Consider the following 22,780-nt stretch of genomic DNA (forward strand, 5'->3'; position numbering starts at 1 on the left):
ACCGCAATCAGGGTTACGCTTCTGTCTCGAGGCATCGCTTAGAAGCCTGTCGGTTCGGTTTCGAGCTCAGGTTCGCTGGGCAGGTGTTCATGGTGGAGCGGCCGCAGCGCTGTTGTTTGCGGGAACCACAGCAATGCGTCGTAGCGGTGGCCCATGGTCGTGGGGACGTAGTTGCCTTTCTCGCGGTCGGGGTTGTAGACAACCCCGATGGCGCGGTGGCCGCGCCAGGAGGAGAGCCAGTGGCCCGCCCGGTCCGGTCCGAACACGAGAGTGGACGGGCTTTCGAGTGCCGCGTGGAGGAGGTCTTCGTGGCTTCCGGGTACGGCTGCCGGGACGTTCATGACCTCTTCCGGGAGACCCCAGGCCGGCGCGGCAGTGACGGATCCCCCATAGGACGCGAAGCCGACAAGGACTACTGATCCGTGATGGCGCAGGCGCATGAGTTGGCCGATGTTGACCATGCCGTCCAGCGCCATATCCGTTGCCCTGGCGTCGCCTATATGCGTGTTGTGCGCCCAGACCAGTCCCTTGGAGCCGGGGCCGTGGTGGCGTGCCAGCCGGTCTATGGTGTCGCTCATGTGGTGGTCCCGGATGTTCCAGGATTGCCGGTCACCGCGGATCATGGTCCGGTAGTAGCGTTCGGCGTTTGCCGCCACGATGGCGTTCTGCACTGCGTCAAAAGCTGCAGCATCGTCCTCCACCCGGCCGAAGGTCTGCCGGTGCACCTCGGCCAGAAGCATCACCACGTCCGCCTCGCAGGATCGTGGTACCAGGCGGGTGTCCGAGGCATACCGCTGGGGGTCTTCCCGGAACGGTACAAAGCACTGCCAGGCCTTCATTGCTGCCGGCATAGCCTCGGGTGCGTTGGCGTTGAGCCAGCCGAAGATTTCCCTCAGGGAATCCCAGAGGGAATAGACATCCAGTCCGTAGAAGCCGGTGCGCTGTTCTTCCGGTCGGGCCAGATTCCATTCGCGCAGCCAGGTGAGGAACTCTGCCACTTCCTGGTTGGCCCACATCCAGGTGGGCCACCGCTCGAAGCCGGCCAATAGTTGCCGGGCATCGAGGTTCTGGTCGGTTTGGCCGCGGACCCAGCGGTTGATGCGCCAACAGTCCGGCCAGTCGCCCTCCACCCCAATCCAGCTGAATTGGTGTTCCTCGATGAGACGACGGCTGAGGGCTGCCCGCCACTGGTAATACTCCTGCGTGCCGTGTGAAGCCTCGCCCAGGCAGACGAAGCGTGCCCGGGCACATAAATCCACCAGGCCGTCCAGGTGTCGGGAAGCCGTTTGCAGCGGCCGGGCCAGGGCCCGGATCTCGTCCAGTTCCAGCCCGTGGGGATGGTGCCGGTCCCCGGTCCCGCGGTTCACAACATCATCCCTCGCACGTCATTGGACTGTTTCCCTGGCAAGCCGGCTGCTTCCCGGGTGCATCGGGATCCGCAGGACAGACGGGCGGATCAGCAGCCGGGCGGATCAGCGCGCTTTCGCTTGGCCGGTACCGCGGCCAAGCAAGATCCCCACGGCGAGCATGACGACTCCCAGAACGACGTGGAGCCAGTTATCTGCCGTGTTCACCGGGATGAAGTTGGCAGACGACGCCTGGTCAATCAGCAGCCCGTAGAGCCAGATCACCAGATAGAGGGCGCCCGCACCGATGAGGTAGTACTTCGACTGGAGTGCGGACCTGCCCATGAGCAGGCCGGCGGCTCCGAAGAGCAGGTGAACAATGTTGTGCAGGATGGACACCTGGAAAATGCCGAGGAGCATCGCGCCGGACTCAGTGCCGGCAAAGGTCATTTCCGCATAGTTCGTGGTGACCCCGGGGATGAAACCGAGGACGCCCACCAGAGCGAAAACTGCTCCAGCGCCCAGGGCTGTGATTTCGAGGGGCGTGCGGTGGTGGCGTGCGCCGATTCCCGGATGTGCTGATGATGCCGACATGGCTTTCTTCCTTGTTTGAAGGGGTGGAATCTTTGGTGCTCGAGTGCGGCCGCCAGCGGGGAGTGGTGCAGCGCCACGCTGGTTATGCTTCCAGCTTCAAGCTACGGTTGCCTGGCTTTCAGAGGCTTAAGTCCTTAGGTCAGTGAAGGTTAGGGATGAAGTGCGAAAACCGCTATTTTCCGGGCTCCGGGCATGAACGCAGACCGTGTGCGAAGGCTCCCGGGAGGAGGGTCTTTTGTCCCTATCTGGACCACATCCGCAGGTGTTAACTGGATTGACACCGGCCCCTCACGCGGCCCTTTGCCTGCATGGAATCTGGAGAACCCGTCATGTCTGATCTGCTCAAATGGTCCCCTTTTGCATCGACCCGGTGGACCTCCCCCTTCAACACCGTATTGCGATCCCCGGCCGAGCTGCTGGACTCCGTAGAGCGCATGTTCGACTCGGCAACAGGCGCCGCCCCCATCCGGGTCGAAGAGTTCGTCGACGGTAAAACGCTTGTGGTGCGTGCTGAGATGCCCGGCGTCGATCCGGACAAAGACGTCGAAGTGACCATGGACGACGGGTTCCTGCGGATTCGCGCCGAGCGCCAGGAAAAAGAAGAGCACAAAGACAAAGGACGCTACCGGTCGGAGTTCCGCTACGGGTCATTCAGCCGGAACATCCCGCTCCCTGAAGGGGTTAAGGAAGAAGACATCAAGGCCACCTACGTCAACGGGGTCCTGGAAGTCCGTGCCCCGCTGCCCGAGCAGGGCCTGCCCGCGGAGCCGAAGAAGCTCCCCATCACCCGCGGGTAACCTGGCAGCGCCCCACAACCACACCGGCACCACCGTTGTGCCCCGCAAAATCACCGCCGAGCTTTGCGGGGTCGTCGGCCAGCCGCTTCCCAGGATTCCCACGGCTGACACCAGGAAGCTTCTGAGCTGAGTGAGGTGTCCGAAGGAGCTGCTATGAGAGAACAGCATCCCCCGACGCTGCGGTTTCTCGGCGCAGCCGACACAGTGACAGGTTCCAGATACCTGATCCGGTCGCAAGGCCACCGGGTCCTTGTAGAGTGCGGCCTGTTCCAGGGCTATAAACACCTTCGCGACCGTAACCGCGTACCTTTCCAGGTCAGTCCCGCGAACATCGATGCCGTTGTCCTCACCCATGCCCATCTGGATCACAGCGGATACATCCCTGCATTGGTGCGCGACGGATTCCACGGCCCCGTCTATGCCACACCGGGCACGGCCGAACTGTGCAAGCTGCTGCTTCCCGACAGCGGATACCTCCAGGAAGAGGAAGCCCGCTACGCAGACCACAGGGCATCATCAACCCATCACCCTCCCGTGCCCCTCTACACAGCCCAGGACGCCGTCCGATCGCTCGACAGTTTCAAAACCCGGGACTTCGACTCTCCGTTCCCCCTGCCCGGGGGCATTGAAGCAACGTTCCTTCCTGCCGGCCACATCCTCGGCGCGGCCCAGGTGCACCTCCAACTTGCCGGCCGGACTATCCACTTCACTGGAGACCTGGGGCGGGCCGATGACCCCCTGATGTACGCGCCGAGAGCGCTGGGGCGCGTCAATGTACTGGTCACCGAATCCACCTACGGCAACCGGACACACCCGCAGGGCAACCCGGAAACTGAACTCGGCGACATCATCACCCGGGTGGCCAAGCGAAACGGCGTCATCATGATCGCCGCGTTCGCCGTCGGCCGGGCCGAAACGGTCCTGCTGCACCTGTCGCGGCTCCTCGCCAAACATGCGATCCCCTCCATCCCCGTCTACCTCAACAGCCCAATGGCAATCGACGCATCCGGCATGTATCAGCGCCATCGCGAAGAACACAGGCTCAAGCAGGACGAATTCGAAGCCATGTACAAAGTGGCCACCCCCGTCCGCAGCCCCGACGAGTCAAAACTGCTCAACCTGCGCGGCGGACCCATGATCATCATCTCCGCCAGCGGCATGCTCACCGGCGGCAGGATCCTGCACCACCTCACGGCCTACGGGCCGGACCGGCGCAACGCCATTATCCTCAGCGGATACCAGGCCGGGGGAACACGGGGCGCATCACTCGCCGCAGGCGAAAAATGCCTCCGGATCTACGGACAGGACGTCAGGATCGAAGCAGAAGTCATCCAGATGGAAGGACTATCCGCCCACGCCGACTCCAGCGAACTGATCCAATGGATGAGGACCGCACCTCAGGCCCCGTCGATGACCTACGTCACGCATGGAGAGCCGGACGCCTCCGACGCCCTCCGGGCCCGCATCAAACGCCAACTGGGATGGAAAGCCCGCATTCCCGAGCACCTGGAAGCCATCTCACTCGAAAACCCGCGCTGAAGAAAACGCGGTCAAGGGGCTGCCGGGACCTGGCCCCGTCATGCCACCTTCTCCTGCCGATTGGCACGGGGTTCCACTCCTTCAAAGTAGCCGCCCTTGAAGAAGAGGAGCGGCTCGGCGCCGTCCCGCGCCCCCAGTGCGCGGACAGCACCCACCACAATGGTGTGGTCGCCGCCGTCGTACTCCTCATGCAGTTCGCAGTCCACCCAGGCGAGCGCCTGGTCCAGTACGGGATTGCCCAGGGGTGACGCAGAGTGGTTGACGCCGGCGTATTTGTCGGTGCCGGAGCGGGCAAACCGGGCTGCCAGGTGCTGGTGTTCCGCGGGCAGGATGTTCACGGTGAACCGGCCCGCGTCGCGCAGCCGCGGCCAGGTGCTGGAGCTTCGTGCAGGGCTGAAGGTGACCAGGGCGGGGTCCAGGGAGAGCGACGAAAACGACTGGCAGGTGAAGCCAACGGGGCCGTTGTCCGTGGCGGCGGTGATGACGGTCAGTCCGGAGGCGAAATGGCCCAGGACGTGGCGCAGGCGCTGCGGCGTGAGGTCAAAGTGTTCCGTCATTGTTCTTTCCTTTCGAGGCCGGTGGTTCAAACCAACCACCCGTAAGCGTGCTGTTCAATCGGGGGTGAAACGCACTGACTCCCTGGGCAATACGGGGTCACGGCCCGAAGCATGACGTAACGAAAAGGGGGGTCAAAGGCTTGGCACCGAAGCCGGCGGCATAGCGGGTCCGAACCATCTGGCCAGCGCCTCCCTGAGGCCGGCGTCGCTTCCGCCACCCACCCAGGCCACATGCCCGTCCGGCCGGACAAGGACTGCGGCAGGCGCCGGAACCTCCCCGAGCGCGGGCAGCTCCCATGCCCCGCCGTACTCGGCATCCACCAGCTTCACCCGTGGCGGCCGCGGAAGATTGTCGAAGGCGCCCGGCACCCCGAAGTTCAGGAGCACGGGCCGGGCGTCATGCAGCAGCGAATAGACCGTGCGGGGTCCTTCCCGGGCGGCGAGCTCGACGTCGGGCATCCGCCGCCCGAGCAGCGGGTGTCCCTCGCCGACGTCGTAGTGAACGTCCAGGCCGGACTGCTTTGCCGCGAAACGCCGGCGCGGTTCCTCCATGCCCAGGAGCTCGGCAACAACTTCCCCTGCCGCCTCGATCCGCGGGTCCGGGCGGCGCAGTGCGCTCTGCGCCATGGTGTTGCGCAGCACGCGGGCAGCCACCGGGTGGCGCTCGGCATGGTAGGTATCCAGGAGCCCGTCCGGGGCTGTTCCATGGACCACCTGCCCCAGCTTCCAGCCCAGGTTCACCGCGTCCTGCACCCCGATGTTCAGGCCCTGCCCGCCGTCCGGGGCATGCACGTGCGCCGCGTCGCCCGCGAGGAGGATCCGCCCCGAACGGTAGGCAGCGGCCTGGCGCGTCATGTCCGTGAACCGGGAAATCCAGGTGGGGCTGTGGGCCCCGTAGTCCGTGCCGCAGGCGGCAATCAGGGCCGCGCTGAGATCAGCCAGCGTGGGTTCCGTAGCGGGACCCACGTGTTCCTCGGTCACCATCACCCCCACCGGCCCGCTGTCCGCGTAAACCACCTTGCCGTCCACGATCTTGTACTCCCGCCGGCCAAAGGAGTGGATGCCAAAAGCGTTCCGGTGCACGCCGAACTCCGGCTGGCCTGTCATCTCCACCTCGGCAATCAGCGCACTGGTGGTGGGTTCCCAGCCGGGGAACCCGATGCCCGCAGCCTTACGGACGAGGCTCCTGCCGCCGTCGCACCCCACCACGTAGTCCCCCCGCAGCTTCCTGCCGTCCTTGAGGTGGAGGCCGACGCCGGTGCCATCCTGCGCCAGGCCGGTCACCTCGCATCCGCGGTAGAACGTTACGGCCAGCTCCGCCACCCAGCCGGCCAGGATGCGTTCGATGTGGTTCTGCCACAGGCCCAGCCCGTAGGGATGGCGGGTGGGAAAGTCGCTGATGTCCAGGCGGGTGCCGGCGAAGCCCGCCACCTGGGCCACCTGGCCCTCGGCGAGGAACCGCCCCGCGATGCCTCGCTGGTCCAGGACTTCAAGGGTCCGCGCATGAAGCCCGCCCGCCCGCGCTCCGGCGAGGTCCTGGTTGGGGCGCCGCTCCACAACGGCCACATCAACCTCCGCCAGCGCCAACTCCCCTGCCAGCATCAGCCCCGTCGGGCCGCCGCCCACAATCACTACCGCATGCCCTGTCATTCCGCTTGCTCCAGTTCTCCCGGTTTCCGGCCCTGCGATTATCCGGCCGCGCCCGGGCCTTGCCGCAAGCCCCACCTGCGGGGATACAGTGGAAATGGAAGGTGTGCACAGGCCTCCGCGCGGGCCGGCCGCCCGTTGCGTCCAAATCGGTCCCGGGAGCACCCGTTCAGGGGACCCATATGGGTCTAGTGTTGGGCGGGTCGGCATTCGCCGCGAATAGCCCTCAGGGAGGGTGCATGAACTCCAGACAGTCCAGCTCCGAGCAATTTATGCAGTACTTGGAAAGCGTTGGGGGCTCGGAGGCGGACGTCGCCGGAGCGTCGTACGTGGTCAGCGACGGGGACACCGTGGAGAACGTGGTTTCAGCGCTGCGGATGGAACAACAGCAGCACGGCAGCACCGCCAAGGACCCGTCCGTCCTCCATGCCTTGGCGCAGGTGATGGTCAGCAGGCGCGATGAGCGGGATCCAGGCCACCATGCCGGAGCCTCCCAGCCCGGGGAGTACCAGCTGGACATCCATCTCAGCGCTGGAAACAACACCCGCGAAAGCATCCCGGAAACGGACATCGAAGCCGCCAAGGCCTGGGCACGCAAAACGGATCGAAGCCCAAGGCGCCGAGTTTGGGGCCATCTACTTTCCGGCGGGCGGAAGCGGCGCATCAGGCACGGGAGCCTTGGTGTCCAGTTACGACCGTTCCGTGGGCTGGTACCGCTAGCCGGATTCCCCGCGCTGATGTCCGCCAGCAGCCAAGAGGGCATCCAGCTGGGCGGACTGGTGTGCCTGGAAGGCCTTGTCGGCGCTCACGTTCGTGCTGGCCAGCAGCGGTATGTCCAGGCTGGCGTTGCAGCCCCGGCAGCGGATCTCGTCCGTCCACACCCAGCTGTAAGCCGCATGCAATTCCCGCACCCTCTGCATCGCTGAGGTGATTGCTTCCGTCTTGGCCGCAAAGTGCGCTGCGTCCTCATTGCTGAGGCTTGTACCAATCTCGATGTCGATGCTCATCGTGCCTCTTCTCCGTTGTCCCGGATGGTGCTGTCGACAGTAACGGGCGATGCGCCGGGACGGAACGATTGGAAGGTCACGGTTGGCTAACCTTCTGATGCACAGCCGCGCATCAGGAACCGAAGAGAGCAGGATGGGCCCGGAAACGGCTCCGCAGCGCCGGTAACGCGGACCGGCCGCCCGGCTACCAGGCCTGGTGTTCGCGGGTGAGGCCGAAGGGGACTGCCTCGCTGAGGGCAACAGTGAACTTGTCGACGCCGAGGCGTGTGACCAGGATGCCGTGGCGCTTGCCGGCGAGTGCCTGGGCCTTGGCGGCCGTCACGGCGGCGTCGAGCTCAGCGTCCATGCTGTGGCGGTCGGCGACGGTCAGGGTGAGGGGGAAGTTCATGGGTCTAGCCTTTGTAGGTCGAGGGACGGGGGGTGAACAGGCACCTGCGCTCCCCAAGGCTGCAGACGAAGCGGGCATCGGTGTGCCCCGCCCAATGTTTCCCGAACGTTAAACTGCCAGCAACTTTAGATAAAAGCCGCAGGTCAGACAGGGATATGGCTTTCCGTGGACTTGCAACAGTCATCGGGCTCCAAGCGGTTGAATTAGAGTTGGACAGGAGTGGGCGCTGTTTTCGGACGGTTCCCATGCCCCTGAACAACCGCCAGGCGGCAGAACCAAGCAACCAGCGCAGCACCATACGCGTGCCACAACCTGACAAGGATCCCGCCATTTCCACGGACGCTTTCTTCGGCAGACTCACCCGGATCCGCAATGTCATCCTTCCCGCACCCGCCCGGGCGCGGCTGAACACCGGGCGCGGACTGCTGGGCGGATTCATCGTTGTGCACATGGTCTTCCTGGTCTTCGCCGCCTCGGTGTCCCTGCGCGGCGAAGCCTTCAGCGACACCTTCATCTACCGCGACTGGGCCATGGCAGGCTTCAACGACGCCAACCTGACCGGCGGCCCCAGCCCCTGGGTCTACCCCATCCTGGCGCTGATCCCCATGGCCATCGCGGGCGTCGCCGGCCCCGGACCGTTCTTTTTCCTGTGGGTGCTGATGACCACGCTGCTCAACGGCTGGGCCCTGTTGAAGCTCACCAACCGCGGCCGCGACCGCAACGCGATCCCCGCCGCCTGGTGGTGGCTGGTCTTCACGTTGCTGATGGGCTGGCTCGGCTTCGCCCGCGTGGACGGGCTCACCGCCCCGCTGGTCCTGGTCGCCCTCGCATACGGCGTGGGCCGGCCGTTCATCGCCTCCGTCCTGCTGGCCATCGGCACCTGGGTCAAGGTGTGGCCGGCAGCGGTCATGCTGGCCCTGTTCGCGGTCGTCCGGAACCGGATCCTGGTGGTCCTGGCAGGCATAACGACGACGGCGGGCGTGGTTGCGCTGGCCGCTGCGGTGGGCAGCGTCCCCAAGCTCTTGAACTTCCTCACCCAGCAGGGTGACCGCGGCATGCAGCTGGAGGCCACCTTCACCACGCCCTGGCTCTGGCTGTCCGTCCTGAACGTGGGCGGTTCCCGGATGTACATGAACACGGACATCAACTCCATGCAGGTGGACGGCCCCGGCACGGCGCTGATGTCAGTGCTGATGCAGCCCCTCCTGGTCCTGGCGGCACTGCTGGTGGCGGCCCTGACGTTCTGGGCGCTCCATAACGGAAAAGTCAGCGGCGGCGTGGACCGCACTGAACTGCTCCTGGCCGGCGCCCTTACGCTGGCCACCGCGTTCGTTGTCTTCAACAAGGTGGGCTCCCCGCAGTTCATGGTGTGGCTCGCCCCCGCCGTCGCCGTCGGTTTGGCCCACAGCTGGCGGGAATGGCGCGTCCCTGCCACCATGCTGATCGTTATCGCCGTGGCCACGTACTTCATCTACCCGCTCTTCTACGACGCCCTGAGCCACAACAACCCCTGGATGGCGCTGGTGCTGACCATCCGCAACGTCCTCCTGGTGGTCCTGTTCCTGTGGAGCGTCCGCCGCCTCTACCTGCTGGGTAAGAAGACGCCCGCAGCGGCTCCCGCGCTGAAGGAGTCCTGACATTTCCGCGAAGTTCTTTGACCGGCTGGTGACCGTCCGCACCAAAGTCCTCCCCGCCAAGGTGGTGGACTGGTTCGCCCGCCCGTCCTCCGTGTGGTGGGGCTTCGCCGTCGTCCATCTCTATTTCCTGGGCTGGATGGCGTCCTTCTTCCTGCACGGCGATACGTTCAGCGACACCGAGCAGTACCGCCAGTGGGCCGTGGACGGCTACAACCCGCAGGACCTGGACGGGAAGATCAGCCCCTGGGTCTACCCGGTACTGGCGCAGCTCCCCATCTTCCTCGCCAACATCGCGGGACCGGACCTGTACCTCCTCGTCTGGTTCCTGATCATCACAGCCCTCAACGCCGTCGGGCTTGCCTTCCTCACCCGCGGACCGCGGAAGGCGGGCGGCATTGCGCCCGCCTGGTGGTGGCTGTTCTTCACCGTCTTCATGGGCTACCTCAGCTTTGCCCGGGTGGAAGGCATCACCGCGCCGATCGTGCTGATCGCGCTGCTGTACGCGGCGCAGCGTCCTGTGGTGGCCGGCATCCTGCTCAGCGTCGCCACCTGGATCAAGGTATGGCCCGCGGCTGTGCTGGTACCCATCGTGATAGCCAGCCGGAAGCGGGTCCAGGTGGTCCTCTCAGGCGTCGCCGTGACCGCCGTCGTTGCGCTGGGAACGTGGATGTCCGGCGGCCTCCGGCACATCATGGACTTCCTCCTGAACCAGGGCGAGCGCGGCATGCAGCTTGAAGCCACCTTCTCCACCCCGTGGGTGTGGCTGAGCGTCTTCAACATCGCCGGTTCCAGGATGGCGGACAACACCGCCATCAACTCCACCGAGGTCTACGGCCCGGGCGCGGGGACTGCGGCTTTCCTGATGCAGCCGCTGCTGATCCTGGCCGCGGTGGTGGCCGCCGTCCTGCTGGTGCGGGCCCTGAACCGCGGCGCCGAACGGGAGGAGCTGTTCCTTGAGGGTTCCCTCATGATGGTCACGGCGTTCATCGTGTTCAACAAGGTGGGTTCGCCGCAGTTCATCATCTGGCTGGCGCCGGTGATCATCGCCGGGCTTACCCACGACTGGAACAGGTGGAAGGTCCCGGCAGCTCTGCTCATGGGCATCGCCATGACCACGTTCGTGATCTATCCCCTGTTCTACACCCCGCTGATCCACGCCCACCCGGTGATGGCGGCCATCCTCACCACGCGCAATGTGCTCCTGGTGGTGCTGCTGTGGTGGTCGGTGAAGCGGACTGCCGAGCTGGGGCGGAAATCCCCTGCCGCGGTGCCTGCCGGCGCCTAGTTGCCGGCCTGGCTCCCCGGCAGCAGGTAGCGCGCAAACCATTCCCTGGCGAGGGTTGCAGCCTGGGTGAGCGTTCCGGGTTCTTCGAACAGGTGGGTTGCCCCCGGGACCACTTCCAGCCGGACCGGCGCCCGCATCCGGTCCATTGCCTGGCGGTTCAGGGCCAGGACCTGGGTGTCGGCGCCCCCTACCACCAGCAGGGTGGGTGCGCGCACCGCCGCCAGCCGCGGCCCGGCGAGGTCCGGGCGGCCGCCGCGGGAAACGACGGCGTCCACTTCCGTGTCAGGGTCGGCTGCCGCCCACAAGGCGGCACCTGCGCCGGTGCTGGCGCCGAAGTAGCCCACCTTGCATCCCGCTGTGTCACTCCTGCCGTTCAGCCAGCGGGTTGCCGCGGCCAGCCGCTCCGCCAGCAGGGCGATGTCGAAGACATTCCCGCGGTCCATCTCCTCGGCCGGGGTGAGCAGGTCCAGCAGCAGTGTGCCCAGGCCCGCCCCCTGCAGGACTGAGGCAACGTAGCGGTTGCGGGGGCTGTGCCGGCTGCTCCCGCTGCCGTGGGCGAACACCACCACTGCATTGCAGGGTTCCGGGAGGTGCAGATCGCCGTGGAGCGCCACCCCGTCCACCGCGATCTCCACATCCTGGTCGGTGCCCGCAGCCCCAGCCCCGGCGAGGCGTTCCCGCAGCGCGGCGGCATCGAGCAGCTGCACCACCTCTTCGTCGGTGGTGGGCGAGAAGTCGCGGTAGTAGTACCCCACGGCCTGGAAGTTCCGGGCGCTGATCAGGGAATAGACCTGGTCCGGCTCGGACAGTGTTCCCATCGCGTCCGCCGGGGCCACAGGAACTGCCAGGATCACCTTTGCGGCGCCCAGGTGGCGTGCAACCTGGCAGGCAACACGCGCCGTCGACCCCGTTGCGATGCCGTCGTCCACAACGATGGCAGTGCGCCCGGCAAGGTCCTTCCGGGGCCTCCCCTGGCGGTAGCGTTCCAGCCTGGACTCCAGCCGCACGCGCTCGCGCCGCTCGACGGCCTCAAGGTCATCCTCCGTGACTCCGGCGAGCGAGATGACGCGCTGGTTGAGGACCCGCGCGCCGCCTTCACCTATGGCTCCCATGGCTACTTCAGGCTGGAACGGAAGGCCGAGTTTCCGCACCACGATGACGTCCAGCGGCGCATTCAGGGCCTTCGCAACTTCGGCCGCCACCGGAACCCCTCCGCGGGGCAGCCCCAGGACCAGCACATCTTCCGCCCGGAACCGTTCCAACATGAGCCCCAGTTTCCGGCCGGCGTCAACCCTGTCCAGGAATTCATACATCAGGCCACCCCTTCGCATGGAGCCCAGTTATCTGTTCCGGGAAAACCCTCCCCCGCAGGCCCGCTACTCTTCCTCAAACAGGACCTCCGCTGCGGCCGACCATGACAGCCTCAGGACAAAGTGGCCGTCTGCGGTGTTCCGGGCAATGACCGCCCCTGCCGTCCCTGCCAGTTTCACGCCGAACTCCACTTCGATGTGTTCAGGCCCGATTTCCCGCATGGCGTCCACGGCAGCGGCGGCAGCGGGGCGGACGGCAGCGAGCGCGTCCTCCAGCCGGCGGCCGGCGTCCAGGATCCCCTGCTCGTTCCGGCCGGGATGGTCCACGCCGTAGCTGTTGTCATCCACCTCGACCAGGATTGTCCCGGACCCCACTTCATAGCGGACTACTTCAGTCATGGCGGGTGCCTCCAATCACGGGCGGGGAAGGACAGTTGCCGGGTCCCGGTGCGCTTCCAGTAGACACCTGCCCGGAGCGCAGCTGACAGTGCCGAAAGGCCCGGCCGGGCGGCGCCGGTCCGGGTGCCGGCCCTCTTTCCCGGGGGACTTTCTACCCTTGCCCGCATGGGCTGCGGGGCGTCGGATAGGAACATGACGGCAGGAACCGAACGGCCCATGCGCTGGCAGCGAATCCCCAAGGACGTTCAAGGCTTCCCTGTCCGGCCCAACCTGCAGGACTATGAAACCGCCTGCCGCCAGTTCTCCTGGGACGATGCCCGCCGGGCTCTTTCCGGACTCCGGGGCGGCGGCCTGAACATAGCCCATGAAGCAGTGGACCGCCATGCCGCCGGGCCGCGGGCCCACCACGAGGCCTTGCGGTTCGTGCGCGCCGACGGATCCGCTCATTCCCTGACCTATCTGGAGCTTGCCGGCCAGACCAACCGTTTTGCCGCTGTGCTGCGGCAGCTGGGCATCGGCCGCGGGGAGCGGATCTTCTCGCTCACCGGCCGCAGCCCCGAGCTGTACGTTGCGGTGCTGGGCGCCCTCAAGAACGGAAGCGTCTTCTGCCCGTTGTTTTCCGCCTTCGGGCCGGAGCCCGTGAGGCAGCGCCTGCACCTGGGGCACGGGCGGGCGCTGGTCACCACCAGGGCTCTCTACCGCAAGAAAGTGGCCCAGATCCGGGATAGCCTCCCGGATCTCAAGCACGTCTTCCTCATTGACGCGGACGGCGCTCCGGAACCGGGGACCCTCGACCTCGCGGGGCTCCTGGCGGCCGCCCCGGCAGACAGCATCATGGCGCCCACCTCCGGCGAGGACATGGCGCTGCTGCACTTCACCAGCGGCACCACGGGCACCCCGAAAGGCGCCATCCATGTCCACGAGGCCGTCACCGCCCACTATGCGACGGGCCGGTTCGCGCTGGACCTGCACCCCGGCGACACCTACTGGTGCACAGCGGACCCCGGATGGGTCACGGGCACCTCCTACGGTGTCATCGCCCCGCTGGTGCACGGCGTCACCACAGTGGTGGACGAGGAGGAGATGGACGCGGACCGGTGGTACCGGATCCTCGCTGAGCAGCGCGTTACCGTCTGGTACACCGCGCCGACCGCCCTGCGCATGCTGATGAAAGCCGGCGCGGAGAGGGCCGCCGGGCACGATCTTTCGGCGCTGCGGTTCGTGGCCAGCGTGGGCGAGCCGCTCAACCCGGAAGTGGTGGTCTGGGGCCAGGAAGCGTTCGGCCTGCCCGTCCACGACAACTGGTGGCAGACGGAGACCGGCGGAATCATGATCGCCAACTTCGCGGCCACGGAAATCCGGCCCGGTTCCATGGGCCGGCCGCTGCCGGGAGTGGAGGCGGCGCTCGTCGCGCGGGACGGGGACGGCAAGCCGGTGGTCCGTGACGGCGACCCCGTGCTGGTCACGGAACCGGACACCATGGGGGAACTGGCGCTGCGCGCCGGCTGGCCATCAATGTTCAGGGGCTACCTCAATGAGGAGGAGCGCTACCGCAGGTGCTTCGCCGGAGGCTGGTACCTCACCGGGGACGTCGCAAAACGCGATGCGGACGGGTACTACTGGTTCGTGGGCCGCGGCGACGACGTCATCAAGTCCTCCGGCCACCTCATCGGCCCCTTCGAGGTGGAGAACTCGCTGATGGAGCACCCGGCCGTGGCCCAGGCGGGGGTCATCGGCGTCCCGGACCCGGTGGCCGGCGAGGTGGTCAAGGCGTTTGTCGAGCTCAGGACCGGATGGGAGCCCTCCGAAGAGCTGCGCCTGGACATCATCGGCTTCGCGCGCAAGCGGCTCGGCGCCGCAGTTGCACCGCGCATGGTGGACTTCACCGCGGCGCTGCCGAAAACCCGCAGCGGAAAGATCCTTCGGAGGCTCCTGAAGGCCCGCGAACTGGGGCTCCCCGAGGGGGACACATCCACCGTCGAAACCACCACGGAGGCACCATGACCGGCACACCGGAAAGGATCGGCGCGGACCGGGCCGGCACCGCGAGGCATCTCCTGCACCAGATGCTCCGGGTGCGCCGGCTGGAGGAAAAGTGCGTCGAACTCTACAGCGAGGCGAAAATCCGGGGCTTCCTGCACGTCTACATCGGCGAGGAAGCCGTGGCTGCGGGCGTCCTGGACAACCTGGACGCAGGAGACGCCGTGGTGGCAACCTACCGGGAACACGGCCATGCGCTGCTGCGGGGCGTGCCCGCCGGGGCCATCCTCGCCGAAATGTACGGCAACGTCCAGGGCTGCTGCCGCGGGCGGGGCGGCTCCATGCACCTGTTCGACGCCGCCACCCGCTTCTACGGCGGCAACGCGATCGTGGCGGGCGGGCTGCCCCTCGCCGTCGGCCTAGCGCTGGCGGACAAGATGGCCGGCCGCGCGCGCGTGACGGCCTGCTTCTTCGGCGAAGGGGCCGTGGCCGAGGGAGAATTCCACGAAAGCCTGAACCTGGCGGCACTGTGGCAGTTGCCCGTGCTCTTCTGCTGCGAGAACAACCTGTATGCGATGGGCACGGCACTGCGCCGCTCCGAGTCGCAGACGGACATTGCGCTGAAGGCTGCCGGCTACGAGCTCGCGGCCTGGGCAGTGGACGGGATGGACGTCCTCGCCGTCCATGAAGCCGCCCGCCGCGCCGTGGATGCCGTGCGGTCGGGCGCGGGTCCGCACTTCCTGGAGCTGCGGACCTACCGCTTCCGTGCCCACTCCATGTTTGATCCGGAGCGCTACCGGGAGAAGGCAGAGGTGGCGCACTGGATCGAGCGGGACCCCATCACCCTCCTACGCAACGCCCTGGAGGCTGCGGGCCAGCTGAGCGAAGACCAGTTGGCCGGCATCCAGGGTGACGCCGACGCGGAGGTGGCGGCCGCCGTCGAGTTCGCCGAAGCCGGGACTCCGGAGCCGCTGGAGGACCTGGCCCGGTTTGTCTACAGCGAGCGGGGACCGGAATGAAAACCACCTACCGGGAAGCCATCAGGGCCGGGATCCGGGATGCCATGAACCGTGACCCCCGGGTGTTCCTCCTGGGCGAGGACGTGGGCGCGTACGGCGGCTGCTTCGCCGTCAGCCTGGGACTGTTCGAGGAGTTCGGGCCGCAACGGATCCGCGACACTCCCCTGTCCGAATCCGGCTTCGTCGGTGCGGGCATCGGCGCGGCGCTGGGCGGCATGCGGCCCATCGTGGAGATCATGACCGTCAACTTCAGCCTGCTGGCCCTGGACCAGATCGTGAACAACGCGGCCACGCTCCTGCACATGTCCGGCGGGCAGTTCAACGTCCCGCTGGTGATCAGGATGACCACCGGCGCGGGACGCCAGCTGGGCGCCCAGCACTCGCACAGCCTGGAGGGCTGGTACGCCCACATTCCGGGCCTGCGCATTCTCGCGCCGGCCACCCTGGAGGATGCACGCGGCATGCTCTGGACCGCGCTGGAGGACCCGGACCCGGTGCTGATTTTCGAGCACGGGACGCTCTACAACATGCCGGGCGAGCTTGATGACGGCGCCGGGCCGGTGGACATCACCGCCGCCGCCGTCCGGCGGCCGGGGACGGACGTCTCGCTCATCACCTACGGCGGCACGCTGCCGGCAGTGCTCGACGCCGCCGGGCAGCTGGCAGCGGAAGGCATCGGTGCCGAGGTACTGGACCTGCGCGTCCTGCGCCCGCTCGATGATGCGGCAATCCTGGCCACGGTGGGCAAGACGCACCGGGCCGTGGTGGTGGATGAAGGGTGGCGCAGCGGCAGCATCTCGGCCGAGATCAGCGCGCGGATCACGGAGGCGGCCTTCTACGACCTCGACGCCCCGGTGGGACGGGTCTGCAGCGCCGAGGTCCCGCTGCCCTACGCCAAGCACCTGGAGCTTGCCGCGCTTCCCTCGGCTGAACGGATCGTGGCGGCGGCGCGGGAGGTGACGGGCGGGCGTGGGTGATTTCCGCATGCCGTCCCTGGGGGCGGACATGGACCACGGCAAGATGGTGGAGTGGCTCGTCAAGCCGGGCGACTACGTCCACCGCGGTGACGTGGTGGCCGTAGTGGACACCGAGAAGACGGTCATGGACATCGAGACCTTCGAAGAGGGGGTTGTGGCCGAACTGCTGGTGGACGTCGGCACCACGGTTCCCATCGGCACCCCGCTCGCGCGGATCACTGCAACGCCCGATGACGGGACGGGAGCCATGCCGCCGGCGGAAACCCACGGGCCCCTCTCGCCCCCGGTGCGGCACCTCGCCCACCAGCTGGGAGTTGATCCGGGCTCCATCCGCGGCACGGGCAGGCACGGGGCGGTGACGCGTTCCGACGTGGAACGCGCTGCAGCGCTGGTGCCGGTGCCGGCAGCTCCGGAACCCGCACCGGCAGCTCCGGAGCCCGCGGCGCCTCACGTGGAGGACGACGGCGGCAACCGTGGGCGGGTGCGCTCGTCACCTCTCGCCCGGCGCCTGGCGGCCGAGCGCGGAGTTGACCTTTCGGCCGTGGCCGGGACCGGGCCCGGCGGTGCGGTCACGGAAGGCGACGTCCTCCACGCGGCCGCTGCCGCCCCCGCACCGGTGCCACCAGGGGGTGCGGCGCCGGAAGCTCCGGCATCACCGGAGCTGACTGTGCCTGAAGTCCCGGCAACAGCAGAAGAGCCTGCGGCCAGGCCCGCGGAGGACCGGCAGCGCGAGGCAAGCCTGCGCAGGGCGGTCGGGGCGCTGATGTCCCGCTCCAAGAAGACGATCCCGCACTACTACCTCAGCACCACGCTGGACATGGGTGCCGCTGTGGCCTGGATGCAGTCCGTTAACCTCCAGCGCCCTGTTTCCTCCCGGCTGGTTCCCTCTGCACTCCTGCTGAAGGCCGCCGCCCTTGCTGCCAGGGACGTGCCCGAGGTCAACGGCCTGTATGTGGATGACGAGTTCCGGCCCAGCCAGGCAGTGCATCTCGGCGTCGCCGTTGCCCTTCGGAAGGGCGGCATCGTGGCCCCGGCAATCCACGACGCCGACCAGCTCCCGGTGGACACCCTCATGGAGCAGCTGAGGGACCTCGTGTCCCGTGCCCGGGCAGGCAGGCTGCAGCGGGCAGAAATGGCCGATCCCACCATCACCGTGACCAACCTGGGCGACCTGGGCGTGGAGAGCGTGTTCGGGGTGATCTATCCGCCGCAGGTGGCCATGGTGGGCCTGGGCCGGCTGATGGAACAACCGTGGGCGCACGAGGGAATGCTCGGCGTCCGTCCCGTGGTGACGGCCACCCTCTCCGCCGACCACAGGGTGAGTGACGGCCTGCGCGGCGCACGTTATCTGGCGCGGCTGGACGAACTGCTGCAAAAACCGGAGGAACTATGAACGAACAGGACGCCCGCGCGGCAGTGCACCAGGCGATCGGGCAGGTGGCGCCGGACGTGGAGCCGGCGGACCTTGCGGACGGTGCACGGCTGCGGCAGGACCTTGAACTCGATTCACTCGACTTCCTGCGGCTTGTGGAGACCATATATTCCACAACAGGCATAAATATTCCGGAAGGCGACTACCCCCGGGTGGCGACGGTGGGCGGCCTGATCGCGTACATCGCCGGTCACGCCTGACGCCGGGCAGCCCCGCGTCTCGCCTCAATTACGGCCACAGCCCAGCGCCACCCGCGTTTTACCAGGTCAAGCGGCCTGGCCTCGATGAGCAGCCGCCGTGTATGCAGGTCGAGGAATAGAAGGTAGAACGTGAAGGCAAGGGCTGTGACGAACGCCAGCGAGGAGGCGTCGATGGGCAGTGCCACGAAGGACCACACGGAGAGCTGGTCCTGCGCCCCGAACACCACAAAGAACGTCACGCCCACGTACAACGACCTGATCTGCCAGTCGTCCCGGATACCGGTAACGGCCAGGAAAGGCAGGAACCAGAGGATGTACCAGGGCTGGATGATGGGCGAGAGCATCACGACGGCGGTAAACGCCAGCGCCATCCGGCGCACCGCCCGCGAGTAGTCACCGCGGAACATCAGGACCAGGACCAGCGCGATCGCCGCCCATTTCATTCCCGTCCGCAGGAGGGTGGCGAACGTGCCGCCGGGGAGCCCCAGCACGTTGCCCAGGAACTCCACCTGCTGGCCCAGGAAGCCCGATGGCGAGTAGCCGGTATAGCCCGGCGTGGGGTCCATGATGGCCCACACCCATCCCATCCCCAGGTTGTACGGGATGCCGCTGAGGGCCAGCACGCCGAAGCTGATGCCCGCCGTCGCGCCCCACATCAGGAACTTGCGGGGCCAGGAAGCCGACGGGCCCGCCCACATCAGGCCAACAAAGGGAAGCAGGAGGACGGTGATCGGCTTGATTCCGATCGACGCGGTCACCAGCAGCACTCCGAGCAGGTACCGGCGCGTGGCCGCGAGGTAGACGCCTGCGACGGCGAGGCCCACCATGAGGGCGTCGTTGTGCGCGCTGGCGATGAAGCTGATCAGGAACAGCGGGTTGGCCACGGAGATCCAGAGTGCACGCGCCCCGTTGATGCCGTGCAGCTCCGCCAGCCTGGGCACATAGATGACGCAAAGCAGGACCCCGACGCCGGCGAGGAGGCGGAACAGGAGGACAGACACATCCGGCTGCGCGCCGGTCAGCCCCACCACCCCGCGCGCCAGCCAGAGGAAGTAGGGACCGTAGGGGGTCCTGGCTTCCGCCCAGGCAGGATCGGCGCCGAGCGAGAACCAGTTGCTGAGCGTGGAAATCCCCACCTGGTAAGGGTTCTGGCCCTCCATGACCAGCCGGCCCTGGCCGGTGTAGGCGTAGACGTCGCGGGAAAAGACGGGGACACAGAAAAGCAGCGGCAGGGACCAGGCAGAGATGGCGAGGACGACGGACCGCAGCGACGATTTGCCCCAATCCGCCAGGCGCTGGCCCAGCCGGAGCCAGGACCGCATCAGCACCATGGCGCCCACCGTCAGGAGCACGGTGGATACAGTCACTCCCCAGCCCTCGGTGCGGAGGGCGATTACCACCGGCTGGCGGATCATGGGTGAGCCGTTGGCGATCCACCCGGTCCCGATGGAACCGATAAACATCATCAGGGCCCCGACAAAGCCCTCGATGGTGGCCAGGTAGGCGCGGCCGGTGGCCGGGCCGGAGGCTTTAGCCGACGCTGCCGGCTGCGTCTCCGAAGTCCCGAGGTGTGACCCGCCTGCCGTCATGTTTGTCTGGTCCCTCACTTGGTTACGGCGCTGGTAGGACCAGCAATAAGGCCGCCCTGCAACGCCGCTATTTTATCAGCCGGGTTTCCCGCGCCCCTTCCGAGGCTAGAGCATACGGTCGCTGCGGGCGGTCCGGTTCCGGCCGAGCGACTTTGCCCGGTAAAGGGCGGCGTCCGCTGAGGCGATGAGGCGTTCCACATCCGTTGTGGCACCGTCATACGTGGAAATACCGTAACTGACAGTCGGCATGTCCATCCCGTCCACGGTTGCAGCCGCCGCCAGGCGCCGGCTGATCGACTTAGCGATGATTTCCGCCCGTTCCGCGCTGGCACCCGGGATAAGGATCACGAATTCCTCCCCGCCGTAGCGTCCCACCAGGTCGGTGGACCGCACCGTGGCGGCGCAGGCGTCCGCGAACGTCTGCAGGGCAACATCCCCGGCGGCGTGGCCGTAGGTGTCGTTGACCGCCTTGAAGTGGTCCAGGTCCGCCAGGACCAGGGCGCCGGTGCCTTTGGCGATGGACAGGTCGGCCAACTGTTCGGCCGCCAGGTTCAGGAAGGCCTTGCGGTTGAGGAGGCCGGTGAGGTCATCACGGGAGGCCACCATGCGCAGCGCCCTGGTCTGCTGTTCATTGCTGAGGGCCGCCATGCTGAAGGAAACCACCACCAGGAGGACCATGGTCACCAGTGTGGTCACCGCGGAACCAAAAACAGTGACGAAGATGGGGCCGTCCTGCCCCTCCAGCATGAACGCCGCCCAGCGCAGCACATAGAACACGGAGAGTCCGCCGGCCGCCGCCGCCATGGGGATCCGTACGCGCGAGTATCCCGGTTCCAGCCGCCAGAGCTCGCGCGACGCCAGGCCTATGGTGAGGCTCATGGCTGCCAGGAACACGGGGCCGCCGGACCAGGTGTTGGTGGCCGGGTTGTCCAGGACCGAGGCAACCAGGGTCACCAGGGGGATGGCGGCGAACGCCCACTTTGGCGGCGGCACGGTCCGCAGCGACCGGGCGCCCGCCCAGACAGCCACTCCGCCGAGCACCAGGAGCACGTTGCCCAAGGGGTTCCCCCAGACCTGGTGTGCTGTTCCATCCAGGAGGAAACAGCCGGATCCTGACAGGAAAAACAGCAGCGCCAGGCACCACCAGCCGCTGTAGGGCGAGCGCGTGGTCCGGTAGGCGGAGAAGTAGAAGAGGAGCACCAGCACCAGCGCCATCAGGCCAAAGGCGATCCGGAGGGTTGTGGTATCCAGAGCCATGTTTCCGAAGTCCCCCCACTGCCGATACCGCGCCGACCCCAAGTATCGCACCGGTCCGGGAGGTTGTCAGGATGGGATTACGGCTGGCGCAGGGCCTAGTGTTGTCAGGACAGCCAGCAGGACTATTCCGGAAGGCAATCCCCATGCTCCTTCTCTTTGGTTTCAAGACCGTGCTCAAGGCCTTGCCCGGGAAACCGGCCACCTGCCAGTACTGCCGGGCGTTCGCCCACCACCGCCTTGAGGAGCGGGCCACCAAGTTCACGCTCTTCTTCATGCCAGTGTTCACCACGTCGCGTTCCTACCAGATCACGTGCACCAATTGCGGGCACGTCTCGAGCATTTCCGCGCGGCAGAAGCGGGCGTTGGAACTGCAGCGCTAGCCAACCGCCCATGGAACAAAAGCGGAAAACCATGGACGTTCGTGCCGCCCGTGGCTAGAGTGGGACCCGACTGTGAGCCTCTGCTCCAGGAGTTGGCGGGAAATCCCGGGACGTGTCCGTCCTGATGTGGCAAAAGGAGGTGTCTGTGATGACTGTTCAAGCCCTGCGTCCTGCGCGCCCCGCACTTTTCATCCGGACCCTTCCCCTTTTCCGCACCGGCCCCGCCTGACCTCCCGCGGGGCGCCGAACATCCAAGGCCGCAGGCCGGTGCGCGGGGGCCCTCCCGTGAGGTATTACAGTGAACACATCGTCAGGCAGCGGCCTGGAAAGCACCAACCACCCAAGCGACGGTCCGCTCCCCTATGGCTATACCCCCGCCGTCGCCCAGCACTTCGAGGACCATCCGATGCCGGCGGCCACCGGGCGCGGGCGGGTGGTCCGCGTGGACAGGAACCTGCTGCTGGTGGCTGCGGGCGCGGACCTGCTGCACCTGCCCTATCCGCTGAGCGGAAAACCTGCAGTAACCGGAGACTGGGTGTGGATAGGCCCCAACCGGGCCGGCGAACGCCAGATCCTCAGCGTCCTGCCGCGCCGTTCGGAACTGAGCCGCAAGCGCGCGTTCGAAGCCTCCTCCGAGGCACAGGTCCTGGCCGCCAACATGGACACCGTCGGCGTGGTGGTCCCGGTCGACCGGCCCCTGACTCACAACCGGTTGGAACGCACCCTTGTGGCCGCGTGGGACTCGGGGGCTACTCCCCTGGTGATCATCACCAAGGCGGACCTCGCGGACGTGGCGGACGACGTCGTCGGGAAAGTCATCCTGCAGGCTGCAGGCGTGGATGTGGTCACCACCTCCGCGGAAACCGGCGACGGCATCGATCAGCTGCTGGCGCACATCCCGGCGGGCGGAACAATCGTGCTCCTGGGGCCATCGGGTGCCGGAAAGTCCACGCTCATCAATGCGCTGGTGGGCCGCGACATCCAGGACACCGGCGAGGTGCGCTCCGGCGACTTCAGGGGGAGGCACACCACCACCTCCCGGGAACTGGTGCCGCTTGCGAACGGGACGGTGCTGATGGACACGCCTGGCGTGCGGGGCTTCGGCCTGTTCGACGCCGAGGACGGCATCGGCGAGATGTTCGGCGATGTGGAGGCGCTGGCGGCCGGGTGCAGGTTTTCGGACTGTTCCCACCAGGGCGAACCCGGCTGCGCTGTTCAGGAGGCTCTTGCCACAGGCGTGTTGGAGGAGCGCCGCTGGCACAACTACCTGAAGCTGCAGCGGGAGCTTGCCGCCCTGGCCCGCCGGAGCGACGCCGCGGCGCAGCGTGCCTACCAGCGGGAGTGGCACCAGAAAGTGGTGGCGGCAGGGAAGTCCCAGCGCTGGGCCGAACGCGAGACGGCGGAGAGGAAGGAACGGCCGGGCCGGAAGCGGCGGTGACG

The 22,780-nt window shown here is 67.0% G+C and carries 22 protein-coding genes; 11 read left to right on the forward strand and 11 right to left on the reverse strand.

The features are described 5' to 3' along the window. Positions 1 to 38 precede the first annotated feature (38 nt). Positions 39 to 1,367 carry an erythromycin esterase family protein gene (locus tag ACQ3DC_RS12870; RefSeq protein ID WP_430752404.1) on the reverse strand — a complete coding sequence of 443 codons (1,329 nt, stop codon included), beginning with the start codon at positions 1,365 to 1,367 and terminating at the stop codon, positions 39 to 41. A 105-nt stretch (positions 1,368 to 1,472) separates the two neighbouring features. Continuing rightward, positions 1,473 to 1,940: a DUF4383 domain-containing protein gene (locus ACQ3DC_RS12875; RefSeq protein WP_157239976.1), complete on the reverse strand. Its 468-nt coding sequence runs from the start codon at positions 1,938 to 1,940 to the stop codon at positions 1,473 to 1,475. A gap of 329 nt (positions 1,941 to 2,269) precedes the next feature. Between ACQ3DC_RS12875 and ACQ3DC_RS12880 the strand changes: the two genes are divergently transcribed. Both ACQ3DC_RS12880 and ACQ3DC_RS12885 read left to right on the forward strand, forming a co-directional pair. After that, positions 2,270 to 2,737, forward strand: a complete 468-nt coding sequence (locus ACQ3DC_RS12880; RefSeq protein ID WP_430752405.1) for an Hsp20/alpha crystallin family protein — start codon at positions 2,270 to 2,272, stop codon at positions 2,735 to 2,737. A 153-nt stretch (positions 2,738 to 2,890) separates the two neighbouring features. Further along, complete coding sequence (locus tag ACQ3DC_RS12885; protein ID WP_430752406.1) at positions 2,891 to 4,276, forward strand: MBL fold metallo-hydrolase RNA specificity domain-containing protein; 1,386 nt, start codon at positions 2,891 to 2,893, stop codon at positions 4,274 to 4,276. A gap of 38 nt (positions 4,277 to 4,314) precedes the next feature. Here ACQ3DC_RS12885 and ACQ3DC_RS12890 read toward each other — a convergent pair whose 3' ends face one another. From ACQ3DC_RS12890 to ACQ3DC_RS12910, 5 genes are all read right to left on the reverse strand, one after another. Continuing rightward, positions 4,315 to 4,833 carry a flavin reductase family protein gene (locus ACQ3DC_RS12890; RefSeq protein WP_430752407.1) on the reverse strand — a complete coding sequence of 173 codons (519 nt, stop codon included), beginning with the start codon at positions 4,831 to 4,833 and terminating at the stop codon, positions 4,315 to 4,317. 132 nt (positions 4,834 to 4,965) lie between these two features. Then, positions 4,966 to 6,483 (reverse strand): FAD-dependent monooxygenase, encoded by a 1,518-nt coding sequence (locus tag ACQ3DC_RS12895; RefSeq protein ID WP_430752408.1) that lies wholly within the window; start codon positions 6,481 to 6,483, stop codon positions 4,966 to 4,968. Positions 6,484 to 6,845: 362 nt separating this feature from the next. After that, positions 6,846 to 7,115 carry a hypothetical protein gene (locus ACQ3DC_RS12900; protein ID WP_430752409.1) on the reverse strand — a complete coding sequence of 90 codons (270 nt, stop codon included), beginning with the start codon at positions 7,113 to 7,115 and terminating at the stop codon, positions 6,846 to 6,848. 81 nt (positions 7,116 to 7,196) lie between these two features. Then, positions 7,197 to 7,487, reverse strand: a complete 291-nt coding sequence (locus ACQ3DC_RS12905; RefSeq protein WP_157239988.1) for a hypothetical protein — start codon at positions 7,485 to 7,487, stop codon at positions 7,197 to 7,199. A 184-nt stretch (positions 7,488 to 7,671) separates the two neighbouring features. Beyond that, the gene (locus tag ACQ3DC_RS12910) at positions 7,672 to 7,875 is read right to left on the reverse strand and encodes a hypothetical protein (RefSeq protein WP_157239990.1); all 204 of its coding nucleotides are present in this window, start codon (positions 7,873 to 7,875) and stop codon (positions 7,672 to 7,674) included. A gap of 245 nt (positions 7,876 to 8,120) precedes the next feature. Here ACQ3DC_RS12910 and ACQ3DC_RS12915 point away from each other — a divergent pair, with 245 nt between their 5' ends. Both ACQ3DC_RS12915 and ACQ3DC_RS12920 read left to right on the forward strand, forming a co-directional pair. Next, the gene (locus ACQ3DC_RS12915; protein ID WP_430752410.1) at positions 8,121 to 9,512 is read left to right on the forward strand and encodes a glycosyltransferase family 87 protein; all 1,392 of its coding nucleotides are present in this window, start codon (positions 8,121 to 8,123) and stop codon (positions 9,510 to 9,512) included. A 28-nt stretch (positions 9,513 to 9,540) separates the two neighbouring features. Beyond that, positions 9,541 to 10,797 (forward strand): glycosyltransferase 87 family protein, encoded by a 1,257-nt coding sequence (locus ACQ3DC_RS12920; protein WP_321214953.1) that lies wholly within the window; start codon positions 9,541 to 9,543, stop codon positions 10,795 to 10,797. Here ACQ3DC_RS12920 and ACQ3DC_RS12925 read toward each other — a convergent pair. Continuing rightward, positions 10,794 to 12,110: a phosphoribosyltransferase gene (locus ACQ3DC_RS12925; protein WP_157239993.1), complete on the reverse strand. Its 1,317-nt coding sequence runs from the start codon at positions 12,108 to 12,110 to the stop codon at positions 10,794 to 10,796. The two genes, ACQ3DC_RS12920 and ACQ3DC_RS12925, sit on opposite strands and share 4 nt — an antisense overlap. A gap of 63 nt (positions 12,111 to 12,173) precedes the next feature. Beyond that, positions 12,174 to 12,506 (reverse strand): CU044_2847 family protein, encoded by a 333-nt coding sequence (locus ACQ3DC_RS12930; protein ID WP_157239994.1) that lies wholly within the window; start codon positions 12,504 to 12,506, stop codon positions 12,174 to 12,176. A gap of 192 nt (positions 12,507 to 12,698) precedes the next feature. Between ACQ3DC_RS12930 and acsA the strand changes: the two genes are divergently transcribed. The 5 genes from acsA to ACQ3DC_RS12955 are packed head-to-tail and all read left to right on the forward strand — an operon-like array spanning position 12,699 to position 18,114. Further along, a complete protein-coding gene (acsA, locus tag ACQ3DC_RS12935) occupies positions 12,699 to 14,510 on the forward strand; it encodes an acetate--CoA ligase (RefSeq protein ID WP_430752411.1) in 1,812 nt (603 codons plus the stop codon). Beyond that, positions 14,507 to 15,505: a pyruvate dehydrogenase (acetyl-transferring) E1 component subunit alpha gene (gene pdhA, locus ACQ3DC_RS12940; RefSeq protein WP_430752412.1), complete on the forward strand. Its 999-nt coding sequence runs from the start codon at positions 14,507 to 14,509 to the stop codon at positions 15,503 to 15,505. The genes acsA and pdhA overlap by 4 nt, the downstream gene beginning before the upstream one ends. After that, complete coding sequence (locus ACQ3DC_RS12945) at positions 15,502 to 16,482, forward strand: alpha-ketoacid dehydrogenase subunit beta (protein WP_430752413.1); 981 nt, start codon at positions 15,502 to 15,504, stop codon at positions 16,480 to 16,482. The genes pdhA and ACQ3DC_RS12945 overlap by 4 nt, the downstream gene beginning before the upstream one ends. After that, on the forward strand, positions 16,475 to 17,875 hold the full coding sequence (locus ACQ3DC_RS12950; RefSeq protein ID WP_430752414.1) for a 2-oxo acid dehydrogenase subunit E2: 1,401 nt from the start codon (positions 16,475 to 16,477) through the stop codon (positions 17,873 to 17,875). Before ACQ3DC_RS12945 ends, ACQ3DC_RS12950 begins: the two co-directional genes overlap by 8 nt. After that, the gene (locus tag ACQ3DC_RS12955) at positions 17,872 to 18,114 is read left to right on the forward strand and encodes an acyl carrier protein (RefSeq protein WP_430752415.1); all 243 of its coding nucleotides are present in this window, start codon (positions 17,872 to 17,874) and stop codon (positions 18,112 to 18,114) included. The genes ACQ3DC_RS12950 and ACQ3DC_RS12955 overlap by 4 nt, the downstream gene beginning before the upstream one ends. Here ACQ3DC_RS12955 and mptB read toward each other — a convergent pair. Both mptB and ACQ3DC_RS12965 read right to left on the reverse strand, forming a co-directional pair. Continuing rightward, positions 18,105 to 19,703: a polyprenol phosphomannose-dependent alpha 1,6 mannosyltransferase MptB gene (gene mptB / locus ACQ3DC_RS12960; protein ID WP_430752416.1), complete on the reverse strand. Its 1,599-nt coding sequence runs from the start codon at positions 19,701 to 19,703 to the stop codon at positions 18,105 to 18,107. The two genes, ACQ3DC_RS12955 and mptB, sit on opposite strands and share 10 nt — an antisense overlap. 105 nt (positions 19,704 to 19,808) lie before the next feature. Then, complete coding sequence (locus ACQ3DC_RS12965; protein WP_321214943.1) at positions 19,809 to 20,960, reverse strand: diguanylate cyclase; 1,152 nt, start codon at positions 20,958 to 20,960, stop codon at positions 19,809 to 19,811. Positions 20,961 to 21,103: 143 nt separating this feature from the next. On the opposite strand from ACQ3DC_RS12965, the gene ACQ3DC_RS12970 reads away from it, so the two are divergent. Next, entirely contained in the window at positions 21,104 to 21,340 is a 237-nt protein-coding gene (locus tag ACQ3DC_RS12970; RefSeq protein ID WP_430752417.1) for a zinc-ribbon domain-containing protein, read from the forward strand. A 298-nt stretch (positions 21,341 to 21,638) separates the two neighbouring features. Beyond that, on the forward strand, positions 21,639 to 22,778 hold the full coding sequence (gene rsgA / locus ACQ3DC_RS12975) for a ribosome small subunit-dependent GTPase A (RefSeq protein ID WP_430752418.1): 1,140 nt from the start codon (positions 21,639 to 21,641) through the stop codon (positions 22,776 to 22,778). Positions 22,779 to 22,780: the final 2 nt, after the last annotated feature.

Source organism: Paenarthrobacter sp. NEAU-H11 (assembly GCF_050573415.1).
Taxonomy (GTDB): domain Bacteria; phylum Actinomycetota; class Actinomycetes; order Actinomycetales; family Micrococcaceae; genus Arthrobacter.

Coding starts and splice junctions, on each gene's coding strand:
- ACQ3DC_RS12900 (WP_430752409.1), bottom strand. CDS start 7,115: ATGGCCCCAAACTCGGCGCCTTGGGCTTCGATCCGTTTTGCGTGCCCA.
- ACQ3DC_RS12880 (WP_430752405.1), top strand. CDS start 2,270: ATGTCTGATCTGCTCAAATGGTCCCCTTTTGCATCGACCCGGTGGACC.
- ACQ3DC_RS12965 (WP_321214943.1), bottom strand. CDS start 20,960: ATGGCTCTGGATACCACAACCCTCCGGATCGCCTTTGGCCTGATGGCG.
- ACQ3DC_RS12915 (WP_430752410.1), top strand. CDS start 8,121: ATGCCCCTGAACAACCGCCAGGCGGCAGAACCAAGCAACCAGCGCAGC.
- ACQ3DC_RS12875 (WP_157239976.1), bottom strand. CDS start 1,940: ATGTCGGCATCATCAGCACATCCGGGAATCGGCGCACGCCACCACCGC.
- ACQ3DC_RS12890 (WP_430752407.1), bottom strand. CDS start 4,833: ATGACGGAACACTTTGACCTCACGCCGCAGCGCCTGCGCCACGTCCTG.
- acsA (WP_430752411.1), top strand. CDS start 12,699: ATGACGGCAGGAACCGAACGGCCCATGCGCTGGCAGCGAATCCCCAAG.
- ACQ3DC_RS12910 (WP_157239990.1), bottom strand. CDS start 7,875: ATGAACTTCCCCCTCACCCTGACCGTCGCCGACCGCCACAGCATGGAC.
- ACQ3DC_RS12955 (WP_430752415.1), top strand. CDS start 17,872: ATGAACGAACAGGACGCCCGCGCGGCAGTGCACCAGGCGATCGGGCAG.
- ACQ3DC_RS12925 (WP_157239993.1), bottom strand. CDS start 12,110: ATGTATGAATTCCTGGACAGGGTTGACGCCGGCCGGAAACTGGGGCTC.
- ACQ3DC_RS12885 (WP_430752406.1), top strand. CDS start 2,891: ATGAGAGAACAGCATCCCCCGACGCTGCGGTTTCTCGGCGCAGCCGAC.
- ACQ3DC_RS12895 (WP_430752408.1), bottom strand. CDS start 6,483: ATGACAGGGCATGCGGTAGTGATTGTGGGCGGCGGCCCGACGGGGCTG.
- mptB (WP_430752416.1), bottom strand. CDS start 19,703: ATGACGGCAGGCGGGTCACACCTCGGGACTTCGGAGACGCAGCCGGCA.
- ACQ3DC_RS12930 (WP_157239994.1), bottom strand. CDS start 12,506: ATGACTGAAGTAGTCCGCTATGAAGTGGGGTCCGGGACAATCCTGGTC.
- ACQ3DC_RS12970 (WP_430752417.1), top strand. CDS start 21,104: ATGCTCCTTCTCTTTGGTTTCAAGACCGTGCTCAAGGCCTTGCCCGGG.
- ACQ3DC_RS12905 (WP_157239988.1), bottom strand. CDS start 7,487: ATGAGCATCGACATCGAGATTGGTACAAGCCTCAGCAATGAGGACGCA.
- ACQ3DC_RS12945 (WP_430752413.1), top strand. CDS start 15,502: ATGAAAACCACCTACCGGGAAGCCATCAGGGCCGGGATCCGGGATGCC.
- pdhA (WP_430752412.1), top strand. CDS start 14,507: ATGACCGGCACACCGGAAAGGATCGGCGCGGACCGGGCCGGCACCGCG.